The following is a 16,194-nucleotide window of genomic DNA, read 5'->3' as shown; positions in this document are numbered from 1 at the left end:
CCGGGCGCAAGACGGGCCCGCGGCACCCGGCGATATGGGAGGCCGCCGGCCGGCCGCAATCGCCCGGCCGGCCGACTTCCGGTTGTTAGCTCAAGAGGAGGCGGGGCCGGGGTCGAATCCGGCTGGCTCGGCGGGCTCGAAAGCTGCCGGAGGGGAAGGCGCCCCCCGATCGAAGCGCCGTCGGCCGTCGCGGGCCGTTCCGCTTCTCGCGTCTTGTGCTACACGGGCGTCCCGCATCCCTCTGCGCTCACCGCCCATCCCCGTCGGGTTGCCCAGACCATGTCCCTGACTCCCGACTACGCGGCGTCCGATGCCGCGCCGATCGCCGCCGGGCGACGTGCCGGGATCGGCGACCGGATGCGCGCAGCCCCGGACGGCTCGGCGGCGCGCAGGATCCCGCCGGGCGGCACGAGCGGGGCCGGGGAGGTCCGGGGCGATCGTGTCGATGGCTGATCCGACCATCGTGACGGCCGATCCCGCCGCCCGGAGCGCCGAGGCGGCCCGCCTCCTCGCCCTCGACGGCTACGGAATCCTGGACACGCCCCGCGAGCGCGACTTCGACGAGATCACCGCGCTCGCCTCGGCGGTCTGCGGCACGCCGATCGCGGTCGTGAACCTCGTCGGCGAGGGCCGTCAGTTCTTCAAGGCCGAGGTCGGCCTGGGCGTCCGGGAGACACCGCTCGACAGCTCGTTCTGTGCCCGCGCCATCCTGGAGAAGGACCTCCTCCTCGTTCCCGACGCGACCAAGGATCCGCGCTTCGACTGCAACCCGCTGGTCACCGGGGAGCCCCACCTCCGCTTCTACGCCGGAGCGCTGCTCAGGACCGGCGAGGGGCATGCCATCGGCACGATCTGCGTGCTCGATTACCAGCCGCGCACCCTGAGCGACGTCCAGCAGCAGACCCTGCGCGTCCTCGCCCGCCAGGTCATGACCCAGCTCGAGCTGCGGCGCTCCCTGAGGGAGCGCCGCGAGGAGGCTGCGTTCATGCACAGCGTCCTCGCCTCGTCCGCCGACTGCATCAAGGTCCTCGACCTGCAGGACCGCCTCACCTTCATGACCGAGGGCGGAATGCGCGTGATGGAGGTCGGCGATTTCAACGCCATCCGCGGCTGCCCGTGGCCCGATTTCTGGCAGGGCCAGGGCCACGCGGATGCGAAGGCGGCGATCGCCGCGGCCAAGGCGGGGGGCATCGGCCGCTTCCAGGGCGAGGCCGACACCATGGCGGGCAACCCGCGCTGGTGGGACGTCCAGGTCACGCCGATCCTGGATGCGCAGGGCGTGCCGGAGCGGCTGCTCTCGGTATCGCGGGACATCAGCGAGCAGAAGGCCGTCGAGGGGCAGCTCAGCGCCAGCGAGGCGCGCTGGCGCGGGCTGTTCGACGGGATGCAGGAGGGATTCTTCCTGGGCGAGCTGGTCCGCGACGCGGACGGTCGCGCCACGGACTACCGGTTCCTCGAGATCAATCCCGCCTTCGCCCGCCAGTCGGGCCTTCCGGCCGAGAGCATCGGGCAAACGATCCGCGGCGTCGTGCCGGACATCGATCAATCGCTGATCGACACCTACGCGCGGGTGGTCGAGACCGGCGCGCCGATCCTGTTCGAGATCGACGTTCCCGGCCTGGACCGTCATTTCGAGGTGCGGGCCAACAAGGAACACGGCGACCGGTTCAGCTGCCTGTTCCTCGACATCACCGAGCGCAAGCAGGCCGAGGAACGGCGCGACGCCATGATCGAGCTGGGCGACCGGCTGCGCGACGTCACCCACCGGACGGAGATCGGACCGATCGCGGCCGAGATCCTCGCCCGCACCCTCCGCCTCAGCCATGCGGGCTACGGCGTCGTGGACCCCGTGCGGGAGACCGTCACCGTCGACCACGACCGCGCGGCCGAGGGCTTCGCGAGCCTGGCCGGAATCCATGCGTTCCGCGCCTACGGCTCGTTCATCGACGACCTCAAGGCCGGCCGCCCCGTATTCGTCGCCGATACCCTGGACGATCCCCGCACCGCCGTCGGCGGCGCGGCCTTCGCCGCGCTCGGCGGCCGCTCCATGGCCAACCTCCCCCTGATGGAGAATGGCCGCTTCGTGTCCCTGTTCTTCGCCCTCAGGTCCCGGCCGCACGCCTGGACGCCCGAGGAGAAGGCCTTCCTGCGCAGCGTCGCCGACCGGACCCGCGCCGTGATCGCGCGACTCGAGGCGGAGGAGCAGCAGCGGGTGCTGAACCAGGAACTGAGCCATCGCATGAAGAACATGCTGGCGATGGTCCTCTCCATCGCCACCCAGACCTTGCGCTCGGTGCGCGACCAGGGCCCGGTCGAGGCTTTCGAGCAGCGCATCCACGCGCTGTCGGCGGCCCACGACGTGCTGCTGCGGCAGGAGTGGGAATCGGCCCCGCTCGACGCGGTCGCCTGTGCCGTGCTCGGCACCTTCGCGCCGCCCGCCAGGCTCACGGTCGCGGGGCCGCCGGTCTCGCTCGGGCCGCGGGCCACCCTGTCCGTCTCGCTGCTCCTGCACGAACTCGGGACGAACGCCGCCAAGTACGGTGCGCTCTCGAACGGCGAGGGCCGGGTCGACGTGACCTGGCGCATCGAGGTTGCGGGCGGCGAGGAGAACCTGGTGCTGGATTGGGAGGAGCGCGGCGGGCCGACCGTGACGGAGCCCGCCCGGCGCGGCTTCGGCTCGCGCCTGATCCGTCTGGGGCTCGTCGGAACGGGCGACGTCGACCTCCGTTACCCGCCCTCCGGCTTCCGGGCCGAGATGCGTGCGCCCCTCGCCCAGATCCATCAATCCTGAGGAGCGCGCGTTGGGTCAGTCGTTACCGCCGGCCTCCCCGGTGATCCTCGTGGTCGAAGACGAGCCGTTGCAGCGCCTGATGGCGGTCGACGTGGTCGAGCGCGCCGGCTTCGAGGCGGTCGAGGCGGCCAGCGCCGACGAGGCCGTCCGCATCCTGGAGAGCCGGCCCGACATCCACCTGGTGTTCACCGACATCGACATGCCGGGCGGCATGGACGGGATGAAGCTCGCCGCGACGATCAGGGACCGCTGGCCGCCGATCGAGCTCATCATCATCTCGGGCAAGCGCCGGCCGGCCGCGGAGGATCTCCCGGCGCGGGGCGTGTTCTTCTCCAAGCCCTACAAGCGGGACGAGGTGATGGCCGCGATGCGACGCTTCGCGACCTGAGCACGGGCCCGAGCGCAGGAGGCCCGGGCGCAGCGGCCGGCGCGCGAGGGCTGCCCCGGCGAACGTCCGAGCCGGGCGAGACGCCGACGGCTCCCGGCGATCATCGGCCCCGGGGCGGCGGCACGGCGTCCGCCTCATCGGCGTCCTGCGCCACCACCGGTGCCTCCTCCCCCAGCCAGAGGCTCGCGAAGGTCAGGGTGGCCGTATAGACGGTCAGGTTGGCGGTGTTGCGGACGATGACCGTCAACGCCTGGCGATCCCCATCCTTCGGGATGGCATCCCGCGCGATCGCCGGAAGGGCCGCCATGGCTTCGGCCCTGACGGCATCCGGACCGCCACAATTGATGCCGATCTCGTCCCGGGTCAGGTGTTGCCCGTCGTGGATGTCGAAGTAGTAGCGGGCCATGGAATCCTCTGCTGCGGGTGCCACGATCGGAACGCCCTCAGGCGGACGACGTTCGGTCCGCTTCCGCACCGAGGGCGCGCGACGAGGCGCCAACCGCCCCTCGCCCGATCGGACGGATCGAGGTCCGGCCCCGGCCTCGCCCGTCCCGGATGACGGGGGTGGCCGGCGGGGACCGAGCCGGCGCCGTATCGCGGCCCGTCTCTCCCGGATCGCGCTCCTCGTCGATCAGGAAAACCGGGGCCTCACGCCTGCCCCGCCGCCCGTCGCCGGGCCGGCGCCTCGTCGCGCGCCGCCCGCCCGTCGTCCCGGCCCTCGGGCCGCGCCGTGCCCGGCTCGCCCAGGGGGGCCACGATGGTGCAGACCACGCCCTCCGGCGGGAAGCTCAGGCTCACCGTGCCGTCGAGCTCGCGGGCGAGGCTGCGCTCGATCAGGCGCGAGCCGAAGCCGGTGCGGGTCGGCGGCACGACCAGGGGACCGCCGCGCTCCTGCCAGCGCAGGGTGAGCCGCCCCTCGGCGGTGCTCCAGGACAGCAGGACCTGGCCGGCCGGCACCGAGAGGGCGCCGTACTTGACCGCGTTGGTGGCGAGCTCGTGCAACGCCATGGCGATCGACAGGGCGATGCGCGGCGGCAGGCGCAGGGCGGGGCCGTCGACGACGAAGCGGGGCGGCGCGTCCGTCCCGCCGCGCGGGCCCTCCAGGGGGGCGAGCGCGTCCTTGACCACCTCGGCGAGCTCGGCTCCCTCCCAGCTCTCGCGGGTGAGCACGTCGTGGACGCGGGCCAGCGCGATCAGCCGGGCCTCGAAGGCCGCCTTTGCGGCCGCCGCCGCCGCTCCGTCGAGGCCGCGCAGGCTCTGCATCGCGATCGACTGCACGGTGGCCAGCGTGTTCTTCACCCGGTGGTTCAGCTCGTGCACCAGCAGGCGCAGGTGCTCCTCGGCCCGCTTGCGCTCGGTCACCTCCTGGTGGATGCCGATCACCCGGCGCGCCCGGCCGCCGGCCTCGCGCTGCACGATCGCCTGGGCGCTGACCCAGCGGGCGCTGGCCCCGCGCAGGCCCGCCGCCTCGGGCCGGATCCGGAATTCGGTGCGGTACTCCGCCTCGCCGGCGAGCAGGGCCTCGAGCGCCGCCTCGATCCGCGCCCGGTCCTCCGGGTGCACGGTGCGTGTCCAGGCCTCGTGCGAGAGCGGCGCGGCCCCGAAGATCTCGGCCGAGCGGGCCGAGAGGCGGTGCTGCCCGGAGGCGAGGTCGATCTCCCAGGTGCCGAGGCGGCCGGCGGCGAGCGCCAGCCGCAGGCGCTCCTCGCCCTCGCGCAGGGCCGTCTCGGCGTCCTTGGCCTCGGTGACGTCGACGTTGCAGCCGGTATAGCCGAGGAAGCGGCCGTGGTCGTCGAGGCGGGCCACGCCCTCGCACAGGATCCAGCGCACCGCCCCGTGCCTGTCGATCACCCGGGTGGCGCAGCGGAACGGCGTGCGCGCGGCGAAGGCCTGTGCGAACGCCGCCTCGAAGCCGGGCAGGTCGTCGGGGTGGACGATCTCGCGCCAGCGTCCGCCCCGCAGCGTCGCGGTCGAGCGGCCGAACAGGTACTCGTAGTGCAGGTTGACGAAGACGATCTCGCCGGTGTCGTCGGTCATCCAGATCAGGGCCGGGGCGGAATCGGCCATGTGGCGGAAGCGCGCCTCACTCTCGCGCAGGGCGGCGAGGCTCCGGCTCTGCAGCGCGAGCGCCTGGTCGCGCTCGGCGATGCGCCGGCGCAGGCTCTGGGAGGCGTCGGCCAGGACGTCGGCGAGCTGGCGGATCTCGCGGATCGGGGTCGAGACCCGCGGCACCGGCTGGCCGGCGGCGAGCGCCCCGCCCGCCCGGGCGAGCTGGCGCAGGGGCTCGGCGACCCGCGCCCAGAGCCGGATCGCCAGGACGGACGACACCGCGAGCGCCAGGAGCCCGAACCCGCCGAACGCCACGACCCAGTGGCGCAGGGGCGCCTCGACCCGCTGCTTGGGGATGCTGGCGCCCACGGTCCAGCCCGCGGCCTTCGCGGCGGTCTCGACGTAGAGCACCGGGCGCCGGCGCCGGTCGACCCCTTCCCAGATCCCGGCGGCGGCCGTCGGGCTGCCGCGCAAAGAGGCCTGCATCGGCTGGCCGGCGAGGTTCGCATGGTCCTCCGAGCGGGCGAGCAGGATGCCGTCGCGGTCGATGATCGCCGTGGTCCAGCCCGGCGCGAGGTCGTGGACCAGGATCTGGTGCAGCCGCTCCACCGGCACCGTGACGCTGAGCACGTAGGCCGGCGCGCCGTCGATCATCACCGGCACCGCCACGTCGTAGGTCGGCGGCCGGCCGGGGGCGCCCGCCCGGGCGCCGCCGATCACCGGGTGCTTCGTCGCCAGCACCGCGGCATCCTCGGGATGCGGGTCCTGCGGCAGCGGCGCGCCGTGGGGCAGGGCGGTGTTGACGAGCTGCGTCCCGTCCGGCCGGCGCAGCGACAGGTCGAGGCCGGTCGTCTCCTTCACGGCGCGGGCCTGGACGTCGAACCCGCCGAGCCGGCCCGGCCCGAGTTCCTCCTGCCGCAGCCGCGGCGAGGTCGCGAGGGTCTGCAGCACCGAGACCAGCCCGGCCATGTCCCGGTCGATGCTGAGCGCGATGCCGCGCACGCTCTCGCGGGCGTCCTGCTCGAAGCGGATCCGCTCCAGGGCGGCGTAGCGGCCGAGCAGCACGGCGGTGAACAGCAGGCCGGGCCCGATCAGGGCGATCGCCAGGGCGACGAGGTAGACCTGCGTCGAGAGCCCGTCCCGTCGCAGCGCGTTGAGCCGGCGGCGGATCATGGTCTGGCCTCGATGGTGCGCGGGCGGCGCGGAACGCTCAAGGCGTCAGGCCCTGTCGAGATGGCCGAGATCGCGGCCGGGCTCGATCCGGTCGCGCACCCGTTGCTTGAGGGTCTTGATGTCGGGAAATCCGCCGTCGCGCTTGCGCTCCCAGATCAGGGCGTCGTCGCAGGTGATCGCGAAGGCGCCGCCGGTGCCCGGGATCAGCGCCACCTCGCCCACGCCGTCGCGGAAGGTCGAGAGCAGTTCCTGCGCCATCCAGCCGGCCCGCAGCAGCCAGTTGCACTGGGTGCAGTAGGTGATGGCGATGCGGGGCTTCGCGGCCTCCGGACGGGGGGCGGTGTCGCTCATTGCGGGAGACTCCGCCTCCGATCCCCCGGCTTGTCAACCGCGTTCGCGCCCGGGCCGCGCCGCCGCGCGCGCCTCACGCGAGTTGGCGCAGCACCAGGAGGCTCACCGCCACGCCGGCGATGCCGGCGGCCACCGACACCGCCACGTAGGCGAGCGCCGCCGCGTGCGCGCCGCGCTCCCAGAGCAGGAACGCCTCAAGCGAGAAGGTCGAGAAGGTGGTGAAGCCGCCGAGGATCCCGGTGGTGAGGAACAGCCGAAGCGCCTGCGGCCCCCCGCCCCGCGCCGCGAACCAGCCGGTGAGCGCCCCCATCAGCACCGAGCCGACGATGTTGATCAGCATCGTGCCGAAGGGGAAGCTGCTGCCCGCCCGCGCGGCCCAGAGATTGACGCCGTGGCGCAGGGCCCCGCCGAGGCCGGCCCCGAGAAAGACCACCAGGTAGCTCACCGCCTTGATGCCTCCGTTGATCGCGCGAGGCTTCTGGCACGGCCCGCCGCGCAGGGCGAGGCCGGCGGCGCAACCGTGGCCCGCGCGCCGCACCGGGTTCCCTTCGATGCCGATGGGCAACATTCCGACATGAGGCCGTCATGAAACGACCCCATCGCTGCCGCAAAGTCAGCCTGGGGGCGAATCGTGACCACCATCTTCATCCGAGCCGCCCTCGCGGCCGGCGGCCTCATCGCGAGCGCGGGGATCGCGCAGGCGCAGTCGATCGAGGCGCGGGTGCCGAACCTGCAGCCCGTCGACGGCCCGGTCTCGGTGGAGGCCGGCGGCACGACGATCGTCAACCAGGGCCTCCAGGGCATCGGCCGGCTGCCGGCCACCACCCGGGACTTCCTCGGCGATTCCCTCGGCTCGTTCTCCTCGCTCGCCGTCGACCTCGCGACTTGGCGGCGCAACGGCGACACCTATACGGGCACGCTCTACACGCTGCCCGACCGCGGCTACAACAACCCCGACGGCGGCCTGTTCAGCGATTATGCCGGCCGGCTCAACCGCTTCAGCTTGAGCTTCACGCCCTATACGGGCAGCGCCGCCCTGCCGCAGGCCACGACCTCGCAACGTCAGGTCACCCTGACCCAGGATGGCGGCATCGTCCTCACCGATGCCCGCGGCCAGCGTTTCAGCGGCCTCGATCCGGGCGCCGGCACCGCCCGCCAGCTCGGCGTCGTGCTGCCGTCCGCCGCCACCGGTCCGAGCGCCGGGCGTATCAGCCTCGACGCCGAGGGCCTGGCGCGCCGCCTCGACGGCTCGTTCTACGTCAGCGACGAGTACGGCCCGAACGTCTACTACTTCAACCGCAACGGCCAATTGCAGGGCGTGCTCGGCATCCCGGCCGCCCTGCAGCCGGTGACCAACGGCCAGCTCAACTTCAACTCCCTCACCCCGCCCGATACGGGGCGGCGCAACAACCAGGGCCTCGAGGCTCTGGCGCTGACGCCGGACGGGCGCGGCCTCGTCACGATCCTGCAGAGTGCGACCCTGCAGGATTCCGGGCCCAACCAGCAGCAGCGGGCCAATACCCGCATCCTCTACTACGACATCTCCGCCACCCCGACCCCGGGCGCGCCGAGCCGCGAATACGTGCTGCAACTGCCGGTCTATCAGCAGAACGGCAATGGCGGCGCGCCGAACCGCACCGCGGCCCAGAGCGAGATGCTCGCCCTCAACGACACCCAGTTCCTGGTCCTGTCGCGCGATTCGAACGGGCTCGGAACCGGCAACACCACGCCGATCGTCTACAAGAGCGTGCTCCTCGTCGACACCGCGGGCGCCACCAACATCGCCGGCGGCGCCTATGACGGCACGACGCCGATCGCGCCGAACGGCTCCTTGCGCGCCGGCCTGACCCCGGTGAGGACGACCGAGGTCGTCGACATCCTCAACCCGGTGCAGCTCAACCGCTTCGGGATGAACCTCACCACCAGCCCGGCGAGCCAGACCACCCTGCCGGAGAAGATCGAGGCGATGGGCCTCGTGCCGGTCTTGAGCGAGCGGGCGCCCAACGACTACTTCCTGCTCGTCGGCAACGACAACGACTTCCTGACCCGCCAGGGCGTCATCAACGGCCAGCCCTATGACGCCGGCATCAACAACGACAACGTCCTGCTCGCCTACCGGCTGACGCTGCCGACCTACGTCGACCCGCTCTCGCTCGCCGTGATGAAGGCGACGGCGCCGACGGTGCTGCAGGGTCTGGGCGCCGGCGCCATCGGCGTCGCCGCCTCGGCGACGCGCAGCGTGCAGGACCACCTCTCGGCGCTGCGCCGCGGCGCCGGCCTGCCCGGTCAGGGCGCCTGGAGCACGTCCGGCCCGGCGCTCTGGGTCGGAGGCGACTTCGTCTTCGCCGACCAGCCGCGCAACGGTGGCCTGTCCCTCGACCGCACCATCGCGCAGGGCTCGGCGGGCCTCGACCTGCCGCTCACCGGCCCGTGGCGGGCCGGCCTCGCCATCGGCGGCGGCGGCGGCTCGCTCTCGCGCCCGCAGGAATTCCGCCAGGATCAGGGCGCCTTCACGGTCGCGGCCTATGGCGGCTATTACGGCCCTGCCTTCTACGCGCAAGGGGTCGTCGGCGGCGCGCCGATCATCGATCTCTCGGGGATCCGCCGCCCGGCCGCCTACGGGCTGACCGCCGACGGAAAGACCTCCGCCACCGCGCTGGCTCTCGACGGCGAGGCCGGCCTCATCCTCGACCGCGACGCATTCCGGCTGATGCCCTTCGCGGGGCTGAGCCACTACTCGGCGCGGGTCGGCGGCTTCGCCGAGACGGGGGCGGCCGGCAACAACGTGGCCTATGGCGGCCTGACGGTCCTTCAGACCACCGCCCGCTTCGGTGCCGAGGTGGCGTATTCCGGCTTCGGCGGCATCGTCCCCTCGGTGCGGGTGGCCTACAATCTCGGCCTCGGGCCGCAGCGGAGCGCCGGCCTGTTCCGCCTCGCCAGCGTCCAGAACCCGCTCGCCGTCGCGACCGCGGCGATCCCCTTCCTGGCGTCGGATTACGTCACCGCCGGCTTCGGCCTCCAGGGCAGCCTGACGGAAAAGCTCGGCTGGCGGGTGGATTACCAGGCGGCGATCGGCACCCGGGCCGGCGTGGCGCACGGGGTGACGGCGGGGCTGCGGTACCAGTTCTGAGGGGGCGCCCGGAAGCGGGCACCCGCAGCTCTTTCATACCCTCGCGCCTTGGCATCGACACGTCGATGCCAAGGCGTCCGGCGCATCAGCGCCGACGCCCGTTCGGGCTTGGCCGACGCCTCCGAACGGATCCGTTCGAAGGCGCGGCGGTATCAATCCCCCCTGTCCCGGACGACTGCGTGTCTGCAACGTTGCCGAGATGGAGCCGCTTCGCGGCACTTCTCCCCTGGATCCCGGATCTCCTTCCGCTGACGCTCCGGTCGTCCGGGAAAGGGGAGGCGGGAAAGGGGAGGGTGGAAGAACAGCGGGGCGGTCAACCCCCGAACCGGTCCCGCCACGCCGCTTGCGCCCCCGCCACCGGCAGGGCGCTCGCGTGATAGACGCCGAGCGCCACCGCCCGCGCCAGCACCCGCGCCGCGGCATCGCCCAGTCGCGCCAGATCCCCGACCGGATCGGCGAGCGGCACGGCGCCGGTCGCGGCGGCGAAGACGAGGTCGCCGTCGAGGGGGGTATGGGCCGGCACGATCGCCCGGGCGAGGCCATCCTGCGCCATCACGGCGAGGCGGCGGGCCTCGGCCTTGGTCAGGCGGGCATCGGTGGCGACCACCGCGAGCGTGGTGTTGGCGCCCGGCATCGGCTTCCTCGGCCAGGCGAAGGCATCGGGCGGGATCGTCGATGCGGGGCCGAGGCCCCCGAACTCGGCGCCCGCCTCGAAGGGGCCTGCCCAGAAATGCGGACCGTCCCCGACCGTGACGCGCCCGAGCGCGTTCACCGCCACGAGCGCCGCGACGCGGACGCCGGTGCCCTCGACCGGGGCCGAGGCGCTGCCGAGGCCGCCCTTGAGGTTGGCGGTGCGCGCCCCGAGCCCGGCGCCGACCGAGCCCATCGCCACCGGACCGGCGCCGGCAGCCGTCGCGGCGGCGTAGCCGAGGTCGCGATAGGGCGGGTACCGGCCCCATTCCTTGTCGCCGCCGTTGAGGAGATCGAACAGGATCGCCGCCGGCACGATCGGCACCCGCGCCGGGCCGACCGCGAAGCCGCGGCCGGTCTCGGCGAGCCGGGCGACGACGCCGGAGGCGGCGTCGAGCCCGAAGACCGAGCCGCCGGACAGGACGAGCGCATCGACCCCGGTCACCGTGCGCTCGGGATCGAGGAGATCGGTCTCCCGGGTGCCGGGCCCGCCGCCGCGGATGTCGACCGCCGCGACGGTCGGGGCGTCGAAGACGATCGCGGTGACGCCCGAGAGCGCGCGCCGATCCTCGGCGTGGCCGACGCGGATCCCCGCGATGTCGGTGAGGCTGCCGCTCACCGCGGCTCGGCCCGGCGCACCAGGTCGGCGACCGCGGCTTCCTCGGCGGCCGAGAGCGCCCGGGGCGGGGCCGGCTTGCGGCGGCGGGCGGCGCCCCAGAGGGCGAGGCCGCCGAGGCCGACCACCAGCACCGGCGTGAGCCAGAGCAGGGCGGTGTGCCAGGCGAGCACCGGGCGCAGCAGCACAAACTCGCCGTAGCGCCGCACCACGTAATCGACCACCGCGCCGTCGCTGTCGCCCTGGCGCAGGCGCTCGCGTACGATCAGCCGCAGGTCGCGGGCGAGCGGCGCGTCGGAATCGTCGATCGACTGGTTCTGGCAGACGAGGCAGCGCAGGCCGGACGAGATCGACCGGGCCCGCGCTTCCATGCCCGGATCCTTCATCACCTCGTCGGGCTGGACCGCGCCGGCGGCGACCGGCACGAGCAGGGCCAGGGCGAGGAGAGCGGAGCGGAGCGCGCCCATCGGCCTACTCCGCCGGAACCGAGTGGGGCGGCACCGGGCCGGCGGCGTCGCGGGGCGCCGGCTTCATCGCCGGGGCGCCGACGCGGAAGCGCCGGTCGGTCAGGGAGAGGCCGCCGCCGAGCGCCATCACCACGGCGCCGAGCCAGATGAGCAGCACCAGCGGCTTGTAGTAGAGGCGGATGCCGACGCGGCCGTCGGTCCCGGTCTCGCCGACGCTGGCATAGACCTGGCTCACCCCGATGGTCAGCAGGCCCGCCTCGCTCACCGACATGTTGCGCGAGGCGTAGAAGCGCTTGCCCGGCTCCAGCACGCCGACCGGGACGCCGCCCTCCCGGATGGTGAGGTGGGCGACCGTCTCGGTGTAGTTCGGGCCGGTGCGGGGCAGCACGCCCTCCAGCACCGCGACGTAGGGGCCGGCGCGCAATTCCCCGCCCCGCGGCAGGGTGGCGAGCGCCTCGACGCTCCAGGCCTGGGCGGCGATGCCGATCACCGTGACGCCGACGCCGGCATGCGCCAGCGCCGTGCCCCAGGCCGAGCGCGGCAGGCCGGCGGCCCGGCGCAGCGACAGGCCGACGCTCCTCGCCTTCGCCCGGGTGACGATCTCGAGGGCGGCGCCGAGGATCAGGTAGGCGCCGAGCCCGATGCCGAGCGGCGCCCCCACCGGCCCGCCCCAGGTGACCGCGATCGCCGCGAGGGCGACGACGAGGGCGATGGCGAAGCCGACGAACAGCCGCTGGCTCGCCGCCGCGAGGTCGCCGCGCTTCCAGGCCAGCGTCTGGCCGAACGGCACCACGAGGAGCAGCGGCACGGCGAGCGGCACGAAGGTGAGGTTGAAGAACGGCGCGCCGACCGAGATCTTCTCGCCCGTCAGCGATTCCAGCGCCAGGGGATAGAGCGTGCCGACCAGCACCGTGGCGCAGGCCGCCGACAGGAACAGGTTGTTCATCACCAGCGCGCCCTCGCGGGAGATCGGCGCGAACAGGCCGCCCTGGCGCAGGGTCGGCGCCCGCCAGGCGTAGAGCGCCAGCGAGCCGCCGATGAACACGACCAGGATGCCGAGGATGAAGGTGCCCCGGGTCGGGTCGGTGGCGAAGGTGTGGACCGAGGTGAGGACGCCGGAGCGCACCAGGAAGGTGCCGAGCAGCGACAGCGAGAAGGTCAGGATGGCGAGCAGCACCGTCCAGACCTTCAGCGCGTCGCGCTTCTCCATCACGACGGTGGAGTGGACGAGCGCCGTGCCGGCGAGCCAGGGCATCAGCGAGGCGTTCTCGACCGGGTCCCAGAACCACCAGCCGCCCCAGCCGAGCTCGTAATAGGCCCAGTACGACCCCATGGCGATGCCGACGGTGAGGAAGCACCAGGCCGCCAGCGTCCAGGGCCGCACGGCGCGCGCCCAGGCGGCGTCGATCCGGCCCTCGATCAGGGCCGCGATGGCGAAGGCGAAGGTGATCGAGAAGCCGACATAGCCGAGATAGAGCAGCGGCGGATGGATCGCGAGGCCGGGATCCTGGAGCAGCGGGTTGAGGTCGCGCCCCTCGACCGGGGCCGGGTTGAGCCGGGCGAACGGGTTCGAGGTGATCAGGATGAAGAGCAGGAACACCGCCGTGATCGCGGCCTGCACGCCCAGCGTGTTGGCGCGCAGGGTCGGCGGCACCGAATTGCGGGCGAGCGCCACCACGGCGCCGAACAGCGCCAGGATCAGCACCCAGAGCATCATCGAGCCCTCGTGATTCCCCCAGACGCCGGAGATCTTGTAGATCAGCGGCTTCATCGAGTGAGAGTTCTCGACGACGTTCTGGACCGAGAAGTCCGAGGTGACGTGGGCGTAGGTCAGCGCCCCGAACGCGAAGGCGATGCACGCGAAGGTGGCGAGCGCCGCCGGCACCGTGACGCTGCGCAGGACCGGGTCGCCGGTGCGGCTCGCCCAGATCGGCATCACCATCTGCGTCAGCGACAGGGCGAGCGCCAGGGCGAGGGCGTAGTGACCAACCTCGATCAGCACCAGGGCGACCTTTCGGTAAGCGTTTTGTCCATCGGGACGGGAGATCGGCCGACGGCTCTCCCGGCTCCGCGTCCTGCCACGGCGGATCGCGGCCGTCACCTTAGTCCGCTTCCGGCGACGCGCCGCCAAGACCTTCCGCCGCAGCAGGTCTCGCCGCGGCAAGACCTGCCTCCGTGCGGGACGGGACTACTGGGTGGCGGTGCGCGAGACCGGCCCGGCCTGTCCTTGCGCCGGGGAGCCTTGCGTCGGGGAGCCTTGCGCCGCCTGGCCGCCCTCCTGCCAGCGCCCCTGCGCCTTGAGGGCGTCGGCGACCTCGCGCGGCATGTAGGTCTCGTCGTGCTTGGCGAGCACCGTGTCGGCCCGGAACGTCCCGTCGGCCTGCAGCACGCCCTCGGTGACCACGCCCTGGCCCTCGCGGAAGAGGTCGGGCAGCAGGCCGCGGTAGCGCACCGCCACCGTCGAGCCGGTGTCGGTGACGGCGAACTCGACGTGCCCGTCGGCCTCGCGCTTGAGCGAGCCGGCCTCGACCAGCCCGCCGAGGCGGAAGCGGGTACCGGGGGCGACCTTCTGGCTCGCCACCTCGGTGGGCGAGCGGAAGAACACGATGGTGTCCCGCATCGCCGTCAGGACGAGCCCGAGCGCTGCCGCCAGCACGACGCCGCAGACGATGATGAGGACGGAACGGCGGCGCCGGCGCGTCATGGTCGGGATCTCAGCGCCGGCGGAGGGGGAGGGAGGTGGCGAGGGTCATGGGGCGTCTCTCCCGGGGGCCGGCATGATGTGGCCGGCTCTGTTGGCCTGTTGTGCACCGGCCGGGCTTATCTGGCGAGGCGGGAAAAAGGCGGGGGCTGGCGGCGGGATGATTGTCGGCCTCAGGATTCCGAAGGGCCCGCGGGAACCCTCCCCCTCTGCGGGGGAGGGTGCCCCACGGAGTGGGGCGGGAGAGGGGAACCACGCTTCCGGAAAAGACCGAGGCGTTCTGAAGGGCGCTCGCTGGATCAACGTCGCGCTGCCCCTCTCGGCGGGACTTCGTCCCGCTGCGCCTACTCCGCAGGCCACCCTCCCCCGCAGAGGGCAGGGCTGTCCGGGAAAAAGGAATGGCGCGGGATCCCCTCTCCCGGGTGGGAGAGGGGTAGGGGTGAGGGTGATGCGATTCCGAATAGATCGCGCCTGTCGAGCTACCAGCACCACGCTCGGAGGTTCACACTGAAGCGTGTCACCCTCACCCCCGGCCCCTCTCCCACATGGGAGAGGGGAGACGCGCTTGACTTTGAGAGGGATTTTCCCCGGACAGCCCTGCGCAGAGGGGGGAGGGTTGATGCGCGCGGCCGTCGCGCTCGTCACGGCACCGCCTTCGCGGGGTCCAATCCCAATTCCCGCGCCACCTCCTCGACCGGCCCGACCTTGGCCGGATCGCTCCCGAGCGCCGCGCGCGCCTGGGCCAGGGTCGCTTCCGCCTTCGGCCGATCGCCCAGAACCATGTAGGAGCGCACCAGCCGCCCCCATTCCTCCGGCGAGCCGCCCTTCTCGGCCAGCCGCTGGGCCAGCCCCTCGACCATGCCGCGGATCATGCCCTTCTGCTCGTCGCTCATCCCCGTCCTGGCAGCGGCGGGCGCGGCCGGCGCGGCGGTGCCGTCGAGGCGGGCGAGGCTCTCGCGCACCAGCGGCAGCCAGGGCGCGTCGGGGGAAGCGGCCGCCTCCATCGCCGCGTAGCGGCTGCGGGCCTTCTCGCGGTCGCCGTCCTGCTCGGCGGCGCGGGCGAGGTAGAATTGCGGCTTGACCGCCTTGGGATCCTGGCGGAGCGCCCGCTCGAAGGCGTCGCGGGCCTTCGACGAGACGACGCCGTCGCCCGCGGCCGTCAGGGCCTCGCCGTAATCGGCGAGGCGACCCGCATCGTCGCCGAGGAGGCGCAGGGAATTCTCGTAGGCCTTGATCGCGTCCTCGGTGCGCCCGAGGCGCAGGTAGACCGGGGCGATCACCGTCCAGCCGCGGCCGTCCTCCGGCGCCTTGGCGAGGTGGGCCTCGATCTGCGCCACCGCCGCCGCGAGGTCGTTGCCGGCGGCCCGCGCATGGGCCAGGCGCTCGGCCTGGGGCTGGGCCGGCAGGTCGGGCGAGCCGTAGATGCCGTAGACGAGGAGCGCGACGAGCGGCACCGTCGAGAGCGCGAAGGCGGAAGCCGCGCGGCGCCGGCGCAGGGCCGGCTCGCCGACCGCGCCCGGGTTCCGGCCGGGCTCGCGGCTCGCCCGCAGCAGGCGGCGCGCCGCCTCCGCCCGGGCGGCCTCGGCTTCCGGTGCGGCCAGCAGCCCGCGGGCGGCGTCGCGGTCGATCTCGCGCAACTGGTCGCGATAGAAGCCGGTCTCGGTGGCGATCCGCGCCTCGCCCTCCGGCATGGCCGCGAAAGCGGGGCGGCGCGACATCGGCCAGAGCAGGGCGAGCACCGCCAGGCCGGTCATGAGCGCGAAGATGAGCCAGATCGCCGTCATGCCACTTCTGTATCGCTCCCCCGGGAGCGACACGATTCGCGAGCGTGGCGACAC

13 protein-coding genes are annotated in these 16,194 nt (G+C 73.2%); 4 read left to right on the top strand and 9 right to left on the bottom strand.

Annotation, left to right across the window (positions count from 1 at the left end):
- Positions 1-279: 279 nt before the first annotated feature.
- From A5481_RS33365 to A5481_RS08375, 3 genes are read left to right on the top strand one after another with little or no spacing between them, the layout of a single operon-like run.
- Positions 280-453, top strand: coding sequence for a hypothetical protein (locus A5481_RS33365; protein ID WP_156311787.1), 174 nt, complete (start codon positions 280-282; stop codon positions 451-453).
- Positions 446-2,791 carry a GAF domain-containing protein gene (locus A5481_RS08380; RefSeq protein ID WP_048433226.1) on the top strand — a complete coding sequence of 782 codons (2,346 nt, stop codon included), beginning with the start codon at positions 446-448 and terminating at the stop codon, positions 2,789-2,791. Before A5481_RS33365 ends, A5481_RS08380 begins: the two co-directional genes overlap by 8 nt.
- A gap of 10 nt (positions 2,792-2,801) precedes the next feature.
- The gene (locus A5481_RS08375; protein WP_082173037.1) at positions 2,802-3,179 is read left to right on the top strand and encodes a response regulator; all 378 of its coding nucleotides are present in this window, start codon (positions 2,802-2,804) and stop codon (positions 3,177-3,179) included.
- Positions 3,180-3,279: 100 nt separating this feature from the next.
- Here the strand turns inward: A5481_RS08375 and A5481_RS08370 are convergent, their stop codons facing one another.
- From A5481_RS08370 to crcB, 4 genes are all read right to left on the bottom strand, one after another.
- A complete protein-coding gene (locus A5481_RS08370; RefSeq protein ID WP_048433227.1) occupies positions 3,280-3,585 on the bottom strand; it encodes a DUF6894 family protein in 306 nt (101 codons plus the stop codon).
- A 242-nt stretch (positions 3,586-3,827) separates the two neighbouring features.
- The gene (locus tag A5481_RS08365; protein WP_048433228.1) at positions 3,828-6,401 is read right to left on the bottom strand and encodes a sensor histidine kinase; all 2,574 of its coding nucleotides are present in this window, start codon (positions 6,399-6,401) and stop codon (positions 3,828-3,830) included.
- 45 nt (positions 6,402-6,446) lie between these two features.
- Positions 6,447-6,752: an Rdx family protein gene (locus A5481_RS08360; RefSeq protein ID WP_048433229.1), complete on the bottom strand. Its 306-nt coding sequence runs from the start codon at positions 6,750-6,752 to the stop codon at positions 6,447-6,449.
- A gap of 73 nt (positions 6,753-6,825) precedes the next feature.
- Positions 6,826-7,197, bottom strand: coding sequence for a fluoride efflux transporter CrcB (gene crcB, locus A5481_RS08355; RefSeq protein WP_048433236.1), 372 nt, complete (start codon positions 7,195-7,197; stop codon positions 6,826-6,828).
- Positions 7,198-7,383: 186 nt separating this feature from the next.
- On the opposite strand from crcB, the gene A5481_RS08350 reads away from it, so the two are divergent.
- Complete coding sequence (locus A5481_RS08350; protein ID WP_082173038.1) at positions 7,384-9,882, top strand: esterase-like activity of phytase family protein; 2,499 nt, start codon at positions 7,384-7,386, stop codon at positions 9,880-9,882.
- Between the two features lie 313 nt (positions 9,883-10,195).
- Here A5481_RS08350 and A5481_RS08345 read toward each other — a convergent pair whose 3' ends face one another.
- From A5481_RS08345 to ccmI, 5 genes are all read right to left on the bottom strand, one after another.
- Positions 10,196-11,191 carry a P1 family peptidase gene (locus A5481_RS08345; protein ID WP_048433230.1) on the bottom strand — a complete coding sequence of 332 codons (996 nt, stop codon included), beginning with the start codon at positions 11,189-11,191 and terminating at the stop codon, positions 10,196-10,198.
- Positions 11,188-11,655 carry a cytochrome c-type biogenesis protein gene (locus A5481_RS08340; RefSeq protein ID WP_048433231.1) on the bottom strand — a complete coding sequence of 156 codons (468 nt, stop codon included), beginning with the start codon at positions 11,653-11,655 and terminating at the stop codon, positions 11,188-11,190. Before A5481_RS08340 ends, A5481_RS08345 begins: the two co-directional genes overlap by 4 nt.
- 4 nt (positions 11,656-11,659) lie before the next feature.
- Positions 11,660-13,657: a heme lyase CcmF/NrfE family subunit gene (locus A5481_RS08335; protein ID WP_048433232.1), complete on the bottom strand. Its 1,998-nt coding sequence runs from the start codon at positions 13,655-13,657 to the stop codon at positions 11,660-11,662.
- Between the two features lie 186 nt (positions 13,658-13,843).
- Positions 13,844-14,359: a cytochrome c maturation protein CcmE gene (ccmE, locus tag A5481_RS08330; protein ID WP_048433233.1), complete on the bottom strand. Its 516-nt coding sequence runs from the start codon at positions 14,357-14,359 to the stop codon at positions 13,844-13,846.
- Positions 14,360-14,997: 638 nt separating this feature from the next.
- Positions 14,998-16,140, bottom strand: a complete 1,143-nt coding sequence (gene ccmI, locus A5481_RS08325; protein ID WP_048434193.1) for a c-type cytochrome biogenesis protein CcmI — start codon at positions 16,138-16,140, stop codon at positions 14,998-15,000.
- Positions 16,141-16,194: the final 54 nt, after the last annotated feature.

The organism is Methylobacterium platani (assembly GCF_001653715.1).
GTDB lineage: Bacteria > Pseudomonadota > Alphaproteobacteria > Rhizobiales > Beijerinckiaceae > Methylobacterium > Methylobacterium platani.
Note: the sequence above shows the minus strand (reverse complement) of the source record. Positions and strands in the feature narration are given on the sequence as shown.